The sequence below is a fragment of the Streptomyces sp. NBC_00775 genome, assembly GCF_036347135.1.
Classification (GTDB): domain Bacteria; phylum Actinomycetota; class Actinomycetes; order Streptomycetales; family Streptomycetaceae; genus Streptomyces; species Streptomyces lutosisoli.
In genome coordinates this window covers 8,656,350-8,673,020 of record NZ_CP108938.1, presented here as the reverse complement: position 1 = coordinate 8,673,020, position 16,671 = coordinate 8,656,350, and the positions used below count along the sequence as shown (strand labels likewise).

13 protein-coding genes and 1 pseudogene are annotated in these 16,671 nt (G+C 69.1%); 7 read left to right on the top strand and 7 right to left on the bottom strand.

Features of this window, described 5'->3' with window-relative positions:
- Positions 1-4 precede the first annotated feature (4 nt).
- Complete coding sequence (locus OIC96_RS38495) at positions 5-2,467, bottom strand: SpoIIE family protein phosphatase (protein WP_330303394.1); 2,463 nt, start codon at positions 2,465-2,467, stop codon at positions 5-7.
- Positions 2,468-2,870: 403 nt separating this feature from the next.
- Here OIC96_RS38495 and OIC96_RS38490 point away from each other — a divergent pair, with 403 nt between their 5' ends.
- Entirely contained in the window at positions 2,871-3,290 is a 420-nt protein-coding gene (locus OIC96_RS38490; protein ID WP_330303395.1) for a hypothetical protein, read from the top strand.
- Positions 3,291-3,478: 188 nt separating this feature from the next.
- On the opposite strand, the gene OIC96_RS38485 is transcribed toward OIC96_RS38490, so the two are convergent.
- The 3 genes from OIC96_RS38485 to OIC96_RS38475 are packed head-to-tail and all read right to left on the bottom strand — an operon-like array spanning position 3,479 to position 6,305.
- Positions 3,479-4,663: a cytochrome P450 gene (locus tag OIC96_RS38485; RefSeq protein ID WP_330303396.1), complete on the bottom strand. Its 1,185-nt coding sequence runs from the start codon at positions 4,661-4,663 to the stop codon at positions 3,479-3,481.
- A gap of 31 nt (positions 4,664-4,694) precedes the next feature.
- Positions 4,695-6,062, bottom strand: a complete 1,368-nt coding sequence (locus OIC96_RS38480) for an NAD(P)/FAD-dependent oxidoreductase (protein ID WP_330303397.1) — start codon at positions 6,060-6,062, stop codon at positions 4,695-4,697.
- A 6-nt stretch (positions 6,063-6,068) separates the two neighbouring features.
- Entirely contained in the window at positions 6,069-6,305 is a 237-nt protein-coding gene (locus tag OIC96_RS38475) for a ferredoxin (protein ID WP_330303398.1), read from the bottom strand.
- Between the two features lie 580 nt (positions 6,306-6,885).
- Here OIC96_RS38475 and OIC96_RS38465 point away from each other — a divergent pair.
- From OIC96_RS38465 to OIC96_RS38455, 3 genes and pseudogenes are all read left to right on the top strand, one after another.
- Positions 6,886-7,227 (top strand): SsgA family sporulation/cell division regulator, encoded by a 342-nt coding sequence (locus OIC96_RS38465; RefSeq protein WP_330303399.1) that lies wholly within the window; start codon positions 6,886-6,888, stop codon positions 7,225-7,227.
- 70 nt (positions 7,228-7,297) lie between these two features.
- A complete protein-coding gene (locus OIC96_RS38460) occupies positions 7,298-7,627 on the top strand; it encodes an NIPSNAP family protein (RefSeq protein WP_330303400.1) in 330 nt (109 codons plus the stop codon).
- Between the two features lie 526 nt (positions 7,628-8,153).
- Positions 8,154-8,515 (top strand): annotated as a pseudogene (locus tag OIC96_RS38455) (ATP-binding protein).
- 284 nt (positions 8,516-8,799) lie between these two features.
- Here the strand turns inward: OIC96_RS38455 and OIC96_RS38450 are convergent.
- Positions 8,800-9,558, bottom strand: a complete 759-nt coding sequence (locus OIC96_RS38450) for a TetR/AcrR family transcriptional regulator (RefSeq protein ID WP_330303401.1) — start codon at positions 9,556-9,558, stop codon at positions 8,800-8,802.
- A 199-nt stretch (positions 9,559-9,757) separates the two neighbouring features.
- On the opposite strand from OIC96_RS38450, the gene OIC96_RS38445 reads away from it, so the two are divergent.
- From OIC96_RS38445 to OIC96_RS38435, 3 genes are all read left to right on the top strand, one after another.
- Positions 9,758-12,973 carry a bifunctional cytochrome P450/NADPH--P450 reductase gene (locus OIC96_RS38445; RefSeq protein ID WP_330303402.1) on the top strand — a complete coding sequence of 1,072 codons (3,216 nt, stop codon included), beginning with the start codon at positions 9,758-9,760 and terminating at the stop codon, positions 12,971-12,973.
- Positions 12,974-13,106: 133 nt separating this feature from the next.
- Positions 13,107-14,153, top strand: coding sequence for a zinc-binding dehydrogenase (locus OIC96_RS38440; protein ID WP_143599704.1), 1,047 nt, complete (start codon positions 13,107-13,109; stop codon positions 14,151-14,153).
- Between the two features lie 271 nt (positions 14,154-14,424).
- On the top strand, positions 14,425-15,108 hold the full coding sequence (locus OIC96_RS38435; protein WP_330303403.1) for a TetR/AcrR family transcriptional regulator: 684 nt from the start codon (positions 14,425-14,427) through the stop codon (positions 15,106-15,108).
- A 51-nt stretch (positions 15,109-15,159) separates the two neighbouring features.
- On the opposite strand, the gene OIC96_RS38430 is transcribed toward OIC96_RS38435, so the two are convergent.
- Entirely contained in the window at positions 15,160-15,741 is a 582-nt protein-coding gene (locus OIC96_RS38430) for a TetR/AcrR family transcriptional regulator (RefSeq protein ID WP_330303404.1), read from the bottom strand.
- 293 nt (positions 15,742-16,034) lie between these two features.
- Positions 16,035-16,670 carry a TetR/AcrR family transcriptional regulator gene (locus OIC96_RS38425; protein WP_330303405.1) on the bottom strand — a complete coding sequence of 212 codons (636 nt, stop codon included), beginning with the start codon at positions 16,668-16,670 and terminating at the stop codon, positions 16,035-16,037.
- Between the last annotated feature and the right edge of the window lies 1 nt (position 16,671).

Sequence of the window (16,671 nt, the reverse complement as noted above, 5' to 3'; positions counted from 1 at the left end):
CGCGTCACACCGCAACGGCTTTGGAGGGCAGGTCTTGTTCGGCCCAGACGACCTTGCCGTCCGTTGCGGAGCGGGACCCCCACCTGCGGGACAACTGAGCGACGAGGAAAAGACCGCGGCCGTTCTCGTCGATGATGTGGGGATGACGGGGGCGTGGGTGGCTGGTGTTGCTGTCGGAGACTTCGCACGTCAAGACCTGGTGCTGGATGAGCTGTAGGCGGATCGGGCCGCCGCCGTAGCGGATGGCGTTGGTGACCAGTTCACTGACGATCAGCTTCACGGTGGTCACCAGATGCTCAAGCCCCCATTCGCTGAGCTGATGCGCGGCTGCCTGCCGGGCGATGCGGACGGCGGTCGGCTCGTTCGGCAGTTCCCAGGAGGCGACCTGGGCCGGTTCGAGTCCGCGAGTCCGCGCAAGGAGCAAGGTGACATCGTCGACCGGGGCCTGAGTCGGCAAGGTCTCGAGCACCTGAGAGCACAGGTCTTCCAGGGACGAACCGGTCTGTGCCAGGGCGGCGCCCAGGCGATCCAGGCCCACGTCGATGTCGTCGTCGCGGGACTCGACCAGACCGTCCGTGTAGAGCGCGAGGACACTTCCCTCGGGCAGTTCCAGTTCCACGGACTCGAAGGGGACCAGACCGAGGCCGAGGCCGAGCGGGGCCCCGGCGGGCATGTCGGGGAAAGCGACATGGCCCTGCGGATCGATGATCGCGGGCGGGGGATGCCCGGCCCGCGCCATCGTGCACCGCCGGGTGACGGGGTCGTAGACGGCATACAGACAGGTGGCGCCCACCGCCGCGGGGAACTGGTCCGGAGCGTCGGCATCTTCCTCGCTCAGCCGCCTGACCGTGTCATCGAGGTGCGCCAGCAGCTCATGGGGAGGCAATTCCATGTCCGCGAGCGTGCGGACGGCGGTGCGCAATCGGCCCATCGTCGCCGCGGCGTTGATGCCGTGTCCGACCACGTCTCCGACGACGAGGGCCACCCGGGCGCCAGACAGCTTGATCACGTCGAACCAGTCGCCGCCCACGCCGTGGTCCATGTCAGCCGGCACGTAGCGCGAGGCCACATCGAGGGCGGCGCCGCCTCCCACATGGTGGGGGAGCAAGTCGCGTTGGAGCGTCAGGGCCGCAGTGCGTTGGCGAGCGTACTGGAGAGCGTTGTCCAGGCTGAGCGCGGCCCGGGTGACGAGCTCCTCGGCGAGGAGGAGGTCGTCCTCCTGGAAGGGCGTCGGTTCCGTGGAGCGGGCGAACAGCGCCAATCCCAGCACGCAGCGCCGCGCACGGATGGGTACGACCATCAAAGAGTGGACGCCGCTGTCACGGACCTTCTGCGTCCGCACCGGGTCGTGACTGACCCAGGGGCCTGAATGGGTGTCCAGCACCGATTCCAGGTAAGACCTGCCCGTGCGCAGGGCGGTGGCGAACAGCGAGGTCGGGAAGGGGCGGATCACCTCTTCGCGCACCCACGGCAACGTGAGGATTCCCGGGTCGATGGAGGCCACACCGGCACGGCGCAGCACAGGTGGGCGGCCGTTCGCCGTGCCGGTCCCCGCCGAGGGATCCACGCCGAACGGAACCGACTCCATCAGGTCGACGATTGCGTGGTCGGCCAGCAGGGGTACGGCAAGGTCGGCCAGTTCCTGCCCGGTCCGCATGACCTCGAGGGTGCTGCCGATGCGCGTGCTGGCCTCGCTGAGGATGGCAAGGCGCTCGCGCGCCCGCCGGTTGCCGGTGACGTCCACGCTCATGGAGCACACTGCCAATGCCGTGCCGTCCGCGTCCAGGAGGCAGAAGAACGAGGCCGAGAACGCGTGCTCCCGGCGCCGGTCCGTCGACGACCACGCCCGGTACTCGTGGACCATGGTGGTGCCACTCTCCAGCACCTGCCGCATCACCACCTCGAGCGCTTCGGCCTCGACGGCGGGCAGTGAGTCCCGCAGGCGGCGTCCGAACCGTCGCTCACGAGGAGTGCCGTCGTGACACTCCATGACGTCGTTGACCCAGGTACAGCGCAGCTGCAGGTCATGGACAGCGATGCCGATCGGTGCGTGGGCCAGGAGCGACTCCCGCACAGCTCCGTTGGACGCCCCCGAGGACAGGGTGCCTATGTCGGTCACGGACACCAGCCACCGGGTGCCGGCGTCCTGCCCCCACAGCAGCGAGATCCGCAGCGTCATCTTGATGGCGTGGCCGTCGCGGTGGCGGACCGTCACGGTGCCGGACCAGCCATCCTGGGCACGGCACTGCTCGGCGAACGCTGAAGCACTCGGGGCGTCCTCGGCGGGCGGCAGCAGGTGTGCGGCGGACCGGCCCACCACTTCCCCGGCCGAGTACCCGACAAGCTGTTCGGCGGCGTGCGTCCACCCCACCACGGTCCCCTCCGCATCGAGCATCGCGATGGCCGCATCGGGTATCTCTCGGGAACTCACCGGCTCGGCGAGTGGCGTGTGGTCGGTGTTCGTCATCCGGTTCTTCCCATCGGTGCGGAAGTGTGAGACAGCGTCGGCATGCGCGGCGTCGGCCCGATCTGTGACCGTGGTGGAACGGTGATGGCCGGGGGCTGAGGATCGCCCCGGCGGGACCGGCCGCGCCGGGCGTGCGATGTAGCGCGCAAGCTCGCCGACGGTTGAGCGATCCACCGGCACGACGCCTGCCAACCTTGGACCACTTTGTCCACTTCTGATGAAATAGTCAGATACGACGGCTTCATCGTCAAGCCCCACGAAAATGACCACATGCCCAAATGTGACCGTGCACTGTCACATCGCGGCCCCCGCAGAGTCGGGACTGGTGGGCCAGGGCCGACAGTTGGGGCGGCCAGCGCGATGACACAACGCCAGCAGCCATGCCATCGCGGAGCGCGCGGACGTGGGCCTCGGCTCCTTCTGCAACCACTTCACGGGCAAGCCGGACCTGTTCGACGCGGCCGTGGCCGATGCGCTCGAGGAGTACGCCCAAGCCGTCGACGAACGCCTGCACGGCGTCGATGATCCCGCCGAGCGCCTTGCTGGGGGTGTGCGGCTCAGCGCGCGCCTGGCCGAGTCATACCCGGAGATCATGCAGATCCTGTGTCACAGCCAGCTCGGTCGGATATGCGCCGGTGACGGACTGGCTCCGCGGGCGAAGCGCGACGTGGAGGAGGGCGTGGCCGCAGGCCGGTTCACCGTGGTCGACCCGGTGATCGCCCTGACCGTACTGAACGGCAGCCTGCTGGCGCTCATGGAGCTGTGGTGCAACCAGCCCGAGGCCGACAGCGCGACCAGGCCGCAGGCGCAATGGCCGAGATGATCCTGCACAGGCTCGGCCTCTCCCCGGATGAGGCCCGTGACCTCGCCCGGCGGCCCCTTCCCGCTGCAGCGTGAAGAGGATCCTGTCGCGCACCGGCCGACTGGCTCCGACTGCGCACCGGCTCCCGCGGCCTGCGTCATGGACCGGGGTGGCTGGTCTCTCTCGCCTGCTGTCGCCGCCCCGCAGCCTCAGAGTTGGATGGACAGGTGGCGGGGTCCGCGGAGCATGGCGTTCTGGCGGTAGGGGGGCGGGTCCTGGGCCAGGCGTGCCGTGCCGAGGTGGGGGAGCAGTGCGCCCAGCGCGGCTTGGGCTTCGATGCGGGCGAGGGGTGCGCCGTAGCAGACGTGGATGCCGCTGCCGAAGCCGAGGTGCTCGTTGTCCGGGCGGGTGGGGTCGAACCGGTCGGGATCGTGGAACCGCCTGGGGTCGCGGTTGCCCGAGGCCAGCACCAGAACGACGGGGGTACCTTGGGCGATCGGCGTACCGGCGACGTCGATGTCGGCGAGCGGGACGCGCTCACGAATGTGGACCGGAGGTTCGTAGCGCAGCAGTTCCTCCACCGCTCGCGGCAGCAGGTCGGGGTCGCGGCGCAGATGGTCCAGGTGCTCGGGTTGGCGCAGCAGGGTGAGCACCCCGTTGGTGATCAGATTGACCGTGGTCTCGTGTCCCGCGATGAGGAGCAGCACGGCGGTTTCCGCGAGTTCCTCCTGGGTGAGCCGCAGGGCCGGGTCCGGTTCGTTGACGAAGGCGGAGAGCATGTCGTCGCTCGGCTTGCCGCGGCGCTGTTCGGCGAGGTTCACCAGGTACCCGCCCATCTCGATGCGCGCCTGGTCGCCCGCCTTGTCCGTCTCGGTGGTGTCCTCCTCGGGCCTGACGTCGGCGGATGCGACCAGAGCGTCGGACCAGGCCCGGAACAGCGGCTCGTCCTCGCGCGGTACGCCGAGCAGGCGGCAGATCACCGTGACGGGTAGTGGGTAGGCGAAATCGTCGACGACGTCGATCTGCCGGCCCGCCTCGAAGGACTCCATCAGTTCCTTGGTGATCCGGTCGATCTCGCCGCGCATGGCGTCGACCCGGCCCGGGCTGTGCGGCGGGCCGAAGGGCCGCATGGCGAGGGTGCGCAGCCTGTGGTGCTCCGGGTCGTCGAGCCGCAGGAACGGCGGCTTGTGTGTCACTTCGCCACGGCTGCGGGGGTCGACACTCATCCGCGGGTCGTGGAGCAGAGCGGCGATCTCGTGGTAAGTGCCGACCAGATAGCTGCCGTCCGCCTGCCGCACCACGGGGCCGGCCTCGCGGAGTTCCGCGTACAGCGGGTAGGGGTTGGGGCGACTGGCGTAGTCGGTGATCCGTGCCAGCAAGGTCTCGGAGTCCATGGTGGCTCCTCGTGGTTGGGCGGGACGTGGGTCAGCCGGTGGGCTGCACCAGCGTCAGTCGTCGATCGGGCAGGTGACCGGTGAGCGCGACGGTGGGGCCGTGGGACAGCCCGCTCGGGTCCGGCACGTCGGACGGGATCGTGATGTCGGCCGCGATCGCACGGTCCTGGGCGCCGAGCGGGGGCGGGAACGGAGCAGCCGTCTCGATGAGGTGCGTGTAGTAGTCGAGCGACTTGGCCATGTCGACGGTGACGGCGGCGGTGACCCGTCCCTGGTAGCCGTAGACCATTGCCAGGCGGCGCGCCTCCAGGGAGCCCTGGGCGATGACGATGTGGTCGGAGTACGTGGGCACGCCCACCGACTTGATGTTGAGCCCGAACTGGGTCGACCAGAACGACGGGACGGCCAGGTGCGGGCGCTGCAGGGGACCCGGATTGACCATGTTGTGGGCCGCCACCTGGGCCTGCGCGACCGCGTTGCCCCAGTGTTCCAGGGAGAGCATCTGGTAGCCGAACAGCGGGTGGGGGAAGCGGGAGACGTCACCGGCCACGAAGACGTCGTCGGTGACGATGCCGTACATGTTGAAGGCCCGGCATCCTGCGTCGCAGGCGATCCCGCGCGGGCCCGCCGCCAGCCCGGACTGCGCCAGCCATTCGACGTTGCGTACCGCGCCCAGCGCCACGACGCAGACGTCGGCGTCGACACGGCTGCCGTCGGACAGCTCCGCACCGGTGAAGCTGCCGTTGCCGTTCAGGGCGGTGACCGTCACCCCGGTGCGCAGGTCCACGCCGTGGTTGCGCTGCATGACGGCCGCGAGCTTCGACAGGGTGCCACCGAGCGCGCCCACCAGGGGTGCGGGGCCGCGTTCGGCGACCGTGACCTCCAGTCCCCGTTCCCGGCAGGCCGAGGCGATCTCCGAGCCGGTGAAGCCGGCGCCGATCACCAGCACGCGCTCCGGCCCGGCGGCCAGCCGCTCGGCCAGTCCCCCGGCGTCCTCGCGGGTGCGCAGGGTGAACACCCCGTCCAGGGCGGCTTCCTCCGGGTTGGGCCAGGGCCGGGCGCGGGTCCCGGTGGCGATCAGCAGCCGGTCGTACGGCAGTGACTCGCCGTCCTCCAGCAGTACCTGTTTCGCGAGCAGATCCACGCCGGTGGCGCGCACGCCCAGCCGCCACTCGGCGTCCGGGTCCTGGCGCATCGGCAGCCCGGTGGTGTCCGCCGTCGCCTGGCCGAGCAGCACCTGCTTGGACAGCGGCGGCCGGTCGTAGGGCGGGTGGGGCTCGTCCCCGACCACGGTCAGTGAGCCGGTGAAGCCCTCCTCGCGCAGTGCCTCCGCGGCCCTGAGCCCGGCCAGCGACGCGCCGACGATGACGATACGGCCGTCCTTGAGGTCACCGGGCACCGGCGCTCACCTCCTCGCCGAGGAGGATCGCCTGCACCGGGCACCGGCGCTCACCTCCTCGCCGAGGAGGATCGCCTGCACCGGGCACGCCGCCGCGGCCTGGCGTACGCGCTCGATCTGGTCGTCGGGTACGGCCGTGGCGTACAGCAACCCCTCCTCCCCGTGCAGCTGGAACACCTCCGGCGCGAGGAACACGCATTGGGCATAGCCCTGGCAGCGCGTGAGATCCACAACGGTCTGCATCCCCACCACTCCCTCCGTTGTCGCACCCCCCTCGTTTCCAGCATGGGGCCGGACCCGGGCGCCCGCATGCCACGGCTCCGGAGACGGAAATCCCGGGCAGCTCGTCTCTCAGGGGCGAGGGCTCAGCCCAGGACGTGGTCGAGTCCGAAGGTCACGCCAAAGGGAAAGGTGGATGAACGCCCGGGAATAGCTGGCAAGTTGCTCGCCGGTGTGGCTGATCTCCGCGGTGCAGAGCCCGAGATGGTCGGTTCAGGTGAGCATCTTCTCGAAGGCCAGGCGGACTTCGTCCAGGCGGCCGACGCGGTCTGGGCGAGGACGTCGAGCTGTTTATGCCGCTGCCGGCCGTGCGGGCCATTATCGCCGCCTCGACAGTTCCATACGCCGTATGGTAATTCTGAGGGAGTACTTCCATACGCCGTATGGAAGAGTCTGCTCGGGCCACGCCAGGCGCCGCAGTTCGCCTGCATGCAGCCGATAGCGCAGATCGCACCAATCGGGAAGGAAAGACCATGAAGAAGCTCACGAGGCGCGTTACTGTCGCCGCTTTCTCCATGGCGGTCGCGGGTGTCGCCGTTCTCGCATGAGCCTGCGGTACGAGCCCACTGATCCCTATGCCGTCCGTGCCGCCTTCTTCACCGACACGGACGAGCTGGCCGAATGGGTCCTGGGGCGTGATCTTCTGGCCGATGGCCTGACGGGTTCCGCAGGCTGTGGGGACGTCCGGGTCTGGCCGGCCGTCGGCCGTGGTGACCATGCGATGTACATCGCCCTCGGGTCTCCCTCGGGCACCGCCTTGCTCGAGGTTCCCGTGCAGGACGTCAAGGCCTTCCTGGAGAACACGGAGGCGCTTGTGCCACGGGGTGCCGAGTCCGGACACATCGACTGGGACCTCGCACTGGCGAACCTGTTTGCAAAAGGCTGAGAGAAGCCTCCCAACCGCCGTGCGGATGGGGATCTTTGCTCCGGCCACAGAAGAGAAGGAAAGAGAGTTCATGTCCCAGTACCAGCTTCGTGTCTACACACTGCGCAGCCCTGAGGCGCTCGTCGCCTACGAGAACATCTGGTCCAAGCACATTCCCGGTATGGCCAAGCACAGGATCGCCACACACGGCGTCTGGACGGTGCCCGCGGCTCCCGGGAGTGAGGCGCCCCAGCTGTACGCCCTCGTGTCCTACCGGGACGCCGACGACGTTCAGGAACGGCTGCAGGCGTACCTGGCCAGCCCTGAGTTCCGCGCCGACATGGAAGGCTTCGACATCAGCCAGATCGCCGATGTCGCCGAGTCCGTGCTGACGCCCACCGCCGACTCACCCTTGCGGTGACAGGTACCGAGCCGCTCGAAGTGACCCACACAGTCGAAGGTCGATCCGCATGCCGCGGTAATTCGTGATCAAGTCGCCCGTCGTTGCATCACCTGACGCACACGTTCCACCCGTGTGGACGGCGATGGGCTGAAGGAGTCGGGCTGCTCAGTTGCGTTCTGACGAGAGAGTCTTCTGTGCGGCCCTGGTCTCGTATAGCTACGGCCAAGTGGCGCGCTGAGAAACCGCCTGGCGACAGTTGTGGTCTCTTGATCTTCGCTTCGGTTCTCTCGCCACGCTGTAGTGATCCAACTGGTTTGGGTGAGGGACCACGGGTGTGGCAGGGCTTGGGAGCCGGAAGACCTGAAGGCGATGTTGCCCGGGACGCTGAAGCGTTCCGGGCAACGTGCGTGAGGGTCTGTTCGGCACGGAAGTGATCGACCTCGAACAGCGACGTGGGCAGGCGCAAGAACGGTCCGGGTCAACGGGCACAGGCCGGGGCACAAGCAGCGCACAGAGCGACGATCCAGGGATCAGGGTGACCCTGATGGACACGACGAGCGTCCACGTCGCAACCGCCCGTTCCGCGACATCCGTCGTCGGCGCACGCCAGAGCGCCCGGGACTTCCTCGAAGGTCTCGTACATCCGATCGCAGCCGAGTCCGGCGACAGCATGGTCCTGGTCGTCTCGGAGCTCGTCACCAACGCCCTGCGCCACGGCGGCGGCACCTGGACCCTGGGCCTGACCGCGCACCTGGACGGCATCGAGGTGGCCGTTTATGACGGCAGCCCGCAGGCGCCGCGCATGCGCCCCCCGACCTGAACGGCGGCACCGGAGGCTTCGGCTGGCCCAACTCCCGCTGGAGTCGACTCACTTCGAGATCCAACACCGGCAATGACAGCAACTGACCGTAGCCGGCGGCGACGAACGTGACGACGACGTTGCCCTGAGCGCCGATCCGGGTGGCCTCGCGCACGAGCTTGTGAGCAGCGCCAAGGAGGACTGTCACAGCATCCCGGACCGCGGTGCTGCGGGTGGCGGCCGCGGTCGCCAGACCCACCCGCTCACGAATATACCGAGCAACTCGCAGGCCAGAGCGCGGGCAGCGTAGGGCAGGTTGTGCCCGTAGAGCGCGCACGTGGATCCGCCGACGTGTACACCATCAGATCGACTCGGCCCACGGCCGGCAGGATCAGACTGGGCCCGGCCATCGCGAGCTGGGCACTGATTGCTGCCTTGGGACAAAGCTCGGCTCGCTCGGCCAAGGGCCTGCCTCAGTCGCAATGCCTCGGCCGGCGCCCTGGCCGTCACCATCGGTGATGAGCCGGCTGTCCAGGCCCGTGATGATCGTGTCCAGCACCAGGCGGAACATGCGGTCCTCCTCCGGGCCTGCGTCCGCGGGCCCGTCTTCGCCGGCAGCGGGGGCGGCGGGCTCGAGGTTCGACCACTGGTGAAGCGCGCCGTTGAGTTCGGCGGTGAGGACACCGATGACGACCGCGCACAGGAGAGCGGCGATCGGCCGGATCTCTGAGTGCGGCACCCCTGCGGCGTCCAGTGTCGCGGTGAGCGCAGCCCAGAACGGGTCTTCGGGCTGGATGAAGTCCGGCTGGCTGAACGAGTAGGCCATGAGGTTGGGGTGGCGGTGTGCCAGCGTCCGGAAATCTGTGGCGAGCAGGCGGATGCGCTCCTGCCAGGCAGCGTCTTCCAGGGTCACGGTGCGGAACTGGGCGCCGACCGTCCTCGCCACGCCGCGCAGCAGGGCGCCCTTGTTCGGTACGTGGTGGTACAGCGACATCGGGTTCGCATCCAGAGCGGTCGCGAGTTTGCGCATGGTGAGCGCGTCGACCCCGTCCGCGTCGATGAGCCGCAGGGCGGCCGCATAGATCCCGGTCTCAGTCAGGGGCACGTCTCTCTTCCTTGTTCCCCGCGGGGGAAGCTTCGCCTTTGTCATACGCCGTACGGTATCGGTTTCGTACGGTGTACGGAAATGAGCTGGACCATGCAGTGACGGAGCAAACACTTCCGCGACCCGGGTTGCGCTCGACGTTCCATACGGCGTATGGTTCTTTTCCATACGGCGTATGTTTCTGTGGTGCACCGCGCATCGACCGGCACCCTTGCCCATCCCTCTCCGCACAAAGGAGCAAGCCATGACCACGTCGAACGACCTTCGCCCCATTCGGTCCCCGCGCGGGATACCCCTGCTCGGCCACACGCCGCAGATCCCCAGCACCAACCCGGTGGAGTACTTCGGTGAGCTGTCCAAGCGGTTCCCCGAGGGCCTCTATGGCATGGACATCGCCGGCGTCGAGCAGGTCTTCGTCTACGACCCGGACCTGGTGGCCGAGGTCTGCGACGAGACACGGTTCTTCAAGCAGATCGAGAAGACGCCGCTGCACCACGTCCGGGACTTCACGGGGGCGGGTCTGTTCACGGCCCACCAGCACGAAGAGGAATGGGGCATGGCGCACCGTGTCCTCCTGCCGGCCTTCAGCCAGCGGGCCATGAAGGCCTACTTCGGGCAGATGCTGGAGGTCGCCCAGAACCTGGCGGGCAAGTGGGAGCGCAGGGAGGGTCAGCCGGTCAACATCACCGACGACTACACCCGCCTGACGCTCGACACCATCGCCCTGTCGGGGTTCGGCTACCGGTTCCAGTCCTTCGACAAGGAGGAGCTGCACCCCTTCCTCAATGCGCTGCTGGAGGCGCTGATCGAGTCGATGCGGCGCTCCCAGGAGCTGCCGATGATGACCAAGCTCCGTAAGGCCGACGACAAGAAGTACGGCGAGAACATCCAGCTGATGCGCGACCTGGTCGAGAGCGTGATCAAGGAGCGCCGTCAGGGCAAGGGCAGCGGTGAGGAGGACCTGCTCGGCCTGATGCTGGAGGCCACCGACCCGGAGACCGGCAGGCTGCTGGCGGACGACAACGTCCGTGACCAGGTGGTGACGTTCCTGATCGCAGGTCATGAGACCACCAGTGGTCTGCTGTCGTTTGCCACGTACTCGCTGATGCGTAACCCGCACGTGCTGGCCCAGGCCTACGCCGAGGTGGACCGCCTGCTGCCCGGCGACACGGTCCCGGACTACGACACGATCATGCAGCTGGACGTCATCCCGCGGATCCTGGAGGAGACCCTGCGCCTGTGGGCTCCCATCCCGCTGATCGCCAAGGCGCCGCTGGAGGACACCGTCATCGGCGGCCGGTATGAGCTGAAGAAGGGAACCAGGGCCAACATCCTCATGGGCGCGCTGCACTCCCACCCCAAGGCGTGGGACCGGCCGGAGGAGTTCGACATCGACCGATGGCTGCCGGAGAACCGCGCCCAGCAGCACCCGCACGCCTACAAGCCGTTCGGCAATGGCGTGCGTGCCTGCATCGGTCGGCAGTTCGCACTCACCGAGGCCCGTCTGGCCCTGGCGCTGGTGCTGCAGAAGTTCAAGTTCTCCGACACCGGCGACTACAAGATGGACGTTCGGGAGGCGCTGACGCGCAAGCCCGGCGACTTCCAGCTGGTCGTCCGTCGCCGTCAGGAACACCAGCGGACCGTTTTCGGAGCCGCGGACCTGCAGACCGACGACACGCAGGCGCAGGCCGCGGTCAGCGGCGTCGGGGTGAACCTGACCGTCGCCTACGCCTCCAGCCTGGGCTCGTGCGAGGACCTGGCGCGCACCATCGCCGACCGCGGTGAGCGCTCCGGCTTCGGCACCACGCTGATGAGCCTGGACGAACTGGGCGACAACCTGCCCACCGAGGGCCTGCTCACCGTCGTCGCCGCCAGCTACAACGGCAAGGCCCCCGACAACGCCCAGCGTTTCGACGACCTGCTCGCCGCAGGACTGCCCGAGGGCTCGCTGTCGAACGTGCGGTACGCGCTGCTGGGCGCCGGTAACACCCAGTGGGTGGCCACCTACCAGGCCTTCCCCAAGCGGATCGAGGAAGGCCTGCTGGCCGCCGGCGCCACCTCCGTCATCGAGCGCGGCATCGCCGACGCCGCCGGTGACTTCGACGGCATGGCCACTCGGTGGATGGACACCCTGTGGACCACCCTGGCCGAGGAGTACGCCGCCGACACCTCCGACGCGAGCGGCCCGCGCTACCAGGTCCAGCTGCTCACCGAGGCGGACGTGCGCCCCGCGATCGTCTCCGAGCAGGCCTACCCCCTCACGGTGGTGGCCAACGAGGAACTCGTGGCCGACGCGACCGGCCTGTGGGACTTCAGCCTCGAGCCGCCGCGCCCGTCGGCGAAGTCCATCACCATCGAGCTCCCCGAGGGTGTCACCTACGACACCGGCAACCACCTGGCCGTCTTCGCCAAGAACGAGCCGGCACTGGTGGGCCGCGCCCTCGCCCGCCTCGGCGTCGACCGCGACCAGGTCCTGCGGCTGGACCAGCCGGCCGGCGGCCGCACCCACCTGCCGGTAGGCACCCCCGTCACCGCAGGCCTGCTCCTCACCGAGTTCCTGGAGCTGCAGGACGTGGCGACCCGCACCCAGGTGCGCATCCTGGCCGAGCACACCGAGTGCCCGTGGACCCGGCCGCAGCTGCAGGCCTACACCGCCGACACCGAGGAAGCCGAGGAGCGCTACCAGAACGAGATCCTCGGCAAGCGCATCTCCGTGCTGGGCCTGCTGGAGCGCTTCCCCGCGGTCGAACTGCCGCTGGCCGTTTTCCTGGAGATGACGGGGCCGATCCGTCCCCGCTTCTACTCCATCTCCTCCGCCCCGCTGGCCAACCCGCGCCACGTGCGCCTGACTGTGGGCCTGCTGGAAGGCCCGGCCCTGTCCGGTGACGGCCAGTACCGCGGCACCTGCTCCTCCTACATCGCCGGACTCGAGCCCGGAGACGTCTTCTACGGCTACGTGCGCGTGCCCTCCCCGACCTTCGCCCCGCCGGCCGACCCCGCCACGCCGCTGATCCTCATCGGCCCCGGCACCGGCATCGCGCCGCTGCGCGGATTCCTGGAGGAGCGCGCCTCGCAGCAGGAGAACGGTACCGAGGTGGGCCTGTCGCAGGTCTTCGTCGGCTGCCGCCACCCGGAGCACGACTACTTCTACCGCCAGGAGATGCAGGCCTGGGAGCAGTCCGGGATCGCACAGGTCCACACCGCCTTCTCCGCGGTGAGCGGCCACCCGGCCCGGTTCGTGCAGAACGCCATCGCGGGCGCCGCCGACACGGTGTGGCAGGCCATCGAGGACGGCGCGTACATCTACGTCTGCGGTGACGGCCGCCGCATGGCACCCGCCGTCCGCGAGGCCCTCGCCGCGATTCACCGCCAGCGGACCGGCAGCGACGACGAAACCGCCCAGCAGTGGCTCGCCCAGCTCGAAGCCGACGAGCACTACCAGCAGGACGTCTTCGCCTGACCCCCGGACGCCGGGAGGCGTGCGGCCGTCCAGCCACCCCGCACGCCTCCCGGCCACCACAAGCCCGCCCGACACCACACGGCACCGATCGGTCCGAATCGCCGGGAGTGCCACTCACAGAAGGAAGATCACCATGGACACCATGCTCGCCGGACGCTTCCACCTGGACAGCAAGAAGTTCGTCGTGGAGGAGGTCCCCGTCCCCGTGCCGGGTCCGGGCGAGATCCTCATCGAGGTGAAGGCCGCAGGCGTCTGCCTTTCGGACGTCCACCTGATCGACGGCTCCCTCGTCCCGCTGTTCGCCACCTCAGACGTGGTCACCGTCGGCCACGAGGTTTCGGGCGTGATCCACACCCTCGGCCCCGACCTCAAGCGCGGCCTGACCGTCGGCACCCGCGTCACCCTGGAGGCCGGCAAGACCTGCGGCCAGTGCGCCGGCTGCGTGCGCCGCCGCCCCTGCACCCAGATGCTCACCGCCGGCATCGACTACGACGGCGGCTGGGCCCAGTACACCCTCGCCCGCGAGGACACCCTCATCTCCATCCCCGACAGCCTCCCCTTCGACCAGGCCGCGATCATCCCCGATGCGGTCTCGACCCCCTACGCCGCCGTCGTCGCCACCGCCGGAGTACGCCCCGCCCAGTCCGTCGGCGTGTGGGGTGTGGGCGGAGTCGGCGCACACAACGTACGCCTCGCCCGCCTGGTCGGCGCCGCACCGATCATCGCCGTCGACCCGCTGCCCAGCGCCCGGGAACGCGCCCTGGCCTTCGGCGCGGACATCGCACTCGACCCGGCCGCCGACGACTTCGCCGACCAGGTACGCGCCGCCACCGCCGGACGGGGCCTCGACTTCGCCTTCGACTGCGCCGGCGTGCCCGCCGTCCGCGAGCAGGCCGCCTCCGCACTCGGCCTGGGCGGCTCCCTCATCCTGGTCGGCATCACGCCCAGGCCCCTCACCATCACCGAGGGCCTGACCTTCAACTACATGCAGAAGCAGGTGCGCGGCCACTACGGCGGCTACCCCGAGTCCGTCACCGAGCTCGTGCAACTGACCGCAGCCGGCCGCCTCGACCTCGCCCCCTCCATCACGGACCACATCCCGCTCGCCGACGCCGCCGACGCGATCCACCGGCTGGAGAACAAGATCGGCGACCCGATCCGCCTCATCCTCGTCCCCTGACACGTCCAGAGGGACATCAAAGCCACCTCGGGCAGGGGTGAGTGGGCGCCGGTGCTTGAGGGAGCACCGGCGCCCACGGCTTTCCGGTATCTGCCGGCCTGGCACGCGCCGACTCCGGGCCAGGTGAGGTCGGGCAGGGGCGCGGCGCCGAGCTGACTCCTCCCTCCCAGGGCCGCTGAGCCCCGCTGCCGCCGACTCGTGGCCGGGGGCCAGAACCCGGCGTCCTCCGTAGCGGCGCACATGATCCGAAGTGGAGAGGGGAATCTTGCAGATGGCCGATGCCCTGGGCCGTACTCCGCAGCGCAGTAATGCTCGCTCAAACCGCACACGTATTCTCGCGACCGCTCGGCAGAAACTGAGGGACAACCCCGCCGCGAGTCTCGACAGCATCGCTCAGGCGGCCGGCGTCGCGCGGCGCACCCTTTATGGACACTTCTCCAGCCGGCAAGCGCTGGTCGCCGCCCTGACGCAGGAAGCAGGCCAAGCGCTTCAACAGGCGTTCGCCACGGCCCGTATTCCAGGTGCCGACCCGCTGGAGGCGATGGCGCGGATGGCTCTGGCGGCGTGGGCGGTGGGCGACCAGTACCGCATGCTCATCTCCTTGGGCCGCCGCGATCTGGGAGACGAGGCGGTCCGAGCCACCCTGGCACCGGCGCGCGAAGAGGCCACCGCGACCGTGCGACGTGGTCAGGACGAAGGCGTGTTCGCGGACCATGTTCCCGCGCCTGTCCTCGCCCTGATGCTGGAAGCACTGATGCTGGCCCTCGCCGCGGAGAACGCCGCGTCCACCTGGGCGGATCCTGCGGGTGAAGCTGCGGCGACCGCGCTCCTGGTCGCCGCCGGCGTAGCACCACAGGTCGCTGCGCTTCGCGTGCGGGACGTTCTGCGTGAGTCGGAGGGGCATGAACGGCGTTCTGACGTCCGCCGCTTCGCCGCCTCAGCGCGCAGTCACTGAGGCAACGAAGAAGTGCGCGTCAGTCGAGCCCGCGGCAGCCGCTCCGCTCCGTCACGGCTCCTTGCGGGTTCGTGCGATGTGGCTCTCCAAGCCGACGATCGTCGCGTCCAGCGCACAGTTGAACATCGCGTCGATCACGTCCTTCGCGGGTGAAGGAGCGTCTTCCCCGTCGGGGCCGACTGGTGCCGGCGGCAAGGTGGTCCACCGCTGCAGCGCTCCGGTCAGTTCGCTGACCAGCAGCCCCGTGAAAACCGCGCACAGGGAGGCAGCGACGCGCGGGATCTCCGAGGCCGGCAGTTCCGCGGCAGACAGGATGTTGATGAGCCCCTGCCAAAAGGGGTCCTCCGGCTGGACGTAGTCGGCTCGCGCGAAGGAGTACGCCATCAGTTTCGGATGACTGTGCGACAGTTTACGGAAGTCCAGAGCCAGTTGGCGCAGGCGGTCCTGCCAGGGGAGGTCCTCCCGCGCCCCCGCGCGGAACTGCGAGCCGACGCGCTCGGCCAGGCCACGCAGCACGGCGTCCTTGTTCGGCACGTGGTGGTACAGCGACATCGGGTTCGCATCCAGCGCGGTCGCGAGTTTGCGCATGCTGAGCGCCTCGACCCCGTCGGCGTCGATGAGCTGCAGCGCCATGGCGTAGATGCCGTCCTTGGTGAGCGGGACGTCCCTCTTCCTGGTCCCCCTGGGAGCCTTCTTTTCCATACGCTGTATGGTATCAGTTGCGGCGTATGGAAATCTGGGGCGCCGCTGCAACGGCGGCTTCCTCGCATCGAACGGCGCCCTTGCTGTCCCCCTTCTCGCCGCACACGGGCAAGCCCATGACGTGTGCAAGCGGGTGTGCGGCCGCTACGGCGACGCCCCCGAGTCCGTCATCGAACTCGTGCAGCTGACCGCAGTCGGCCGCCTCGACTTCGCCCCTCCATCATTCAGGTGAGGTCGGGCAGGGCGCGCCGGGTGACCTCACGGGCGTCGTCGGCGGGGACACCCAGCATGCGCAGGACCATCTCAGCCAGGTCCGAGGCGGCCTCGTCGCCGTCGAGGTCGGGGCGGGCCAGCCTCAGCGCCACGAGGGACAGCAGGGTCCCGCCGAGGGCGGACAGCGCGGTGGTCGGGTTGGTGCAGGTGAAGCGGCCCGTGGCGATGCCGATCTCCAGGTCGCGGAGCGCTCGTGGGGACAGGCCGCTCTGGGCGTGAATGTGGGCCAGACCGCGGTCACGCAGGATCCGCATGAGTTCCGGATGGGAGTCGGCCATCCGGGCGGTGAGCCGGAAGCCCGCCGCGACGAGTTCGGCCGGGTCCTCGATCCCTTCGACACGGTCGTCGATGGCCTGACCGAACTCCTCCAGGGCGTCCGTCACTGCGGCGTCGAACAGCTCCGTCTTGGACTCGAAGTGGTTGTAGAAGGAGCCGAAGCCGACGTCGGCGCGCTCGGCGATGGCCTGGATGCTGGCACTGGTGTCCCCGGTCTCCGCGAGGATCTGGCGGGCCGCGCGGACGAGCGCCTGACGGGTCTCGGCGCGGCGCCGCTCGAAGCGGTTCTTGGGCGGGGCTGACGTCGGCATA

Coding starts and splice junctions, on each gene's coding strand:
- OIC96_RS38495 (WP_330303394.1), bottom strand. CDS start 2,467: ATGACGAACACCGACCACACGCCACTCGCCGAGCCGGTGAGTTCCCGA.
- OIC96_RS38485 (WP_330303396.1), bottom strand. CDS start 4,663: ATGGACTCCGAGACCTTGCTGGCACGGATCACCGACTACGCCAGTCGC.
- OIC96_RS38475 (WP_330303398.1), bottom strand. CDS start 6,305: ATGCAGACCGTTGTGGATCTCACGCGCTGCCAGGGCTATGCCCAATGC.
- OIC96_RS38465 (WP_330303399.1), top strand. CDS start 6,886: ATGAGCCTGCGGTACGAGCCCACTGATCCCTATGCCGTCCGTGCCGCC.
- OIC96_RS38460 (WP_330303400.1), top strand. CDS start 7,298: ATGTCCCAGTACCAGCTTCGTGTCTACACACTGCGCAGCCCTGAGGCG.
- OIC96_RS38450 (WP_330303401.1), bottom strand. CDS start 9,558: ATGACAAAGGCGAAGCTTCCCCCGCGGGGAACAAGGAAGAGAGACGTG.
- OIC96_RS38445 (WP_330303402.1), top strand. CDS start 9,758: ATGACCACGTCGAACGACCTTCGCCCCATTCGGTCCCCGCGCGGGATA.
- OIC96_RS38440 (WP_143599704.1), top strand. CDS start 13,107: ATGGACACCATGCTCGCCGGACGCTTCCACCTGGACAGCAAGAAGTTC.
- OIC96_RS38435 (WP_330303403.1), top strand. CDS start 14,425: ATGGCCGATGCCCTGGGCCGTACTCCGCAGCGCAGTAATGCTCGCTCA.
- OIC96_RS38430 (WP_330303404.1), bottom strand. CDS start 15,741: ATGGCGCTGCAGCTCATCGACGCCGACGGGGTCGAGGCGCTCAGCATG.
- OIC96_RS38425 (WP_330303405.1), bottom strand. CDS start 16,670: ATGCCGACGTCAGCCCCGCCCAAGAACCGCTTCGAGCGGCGCCGCGCC.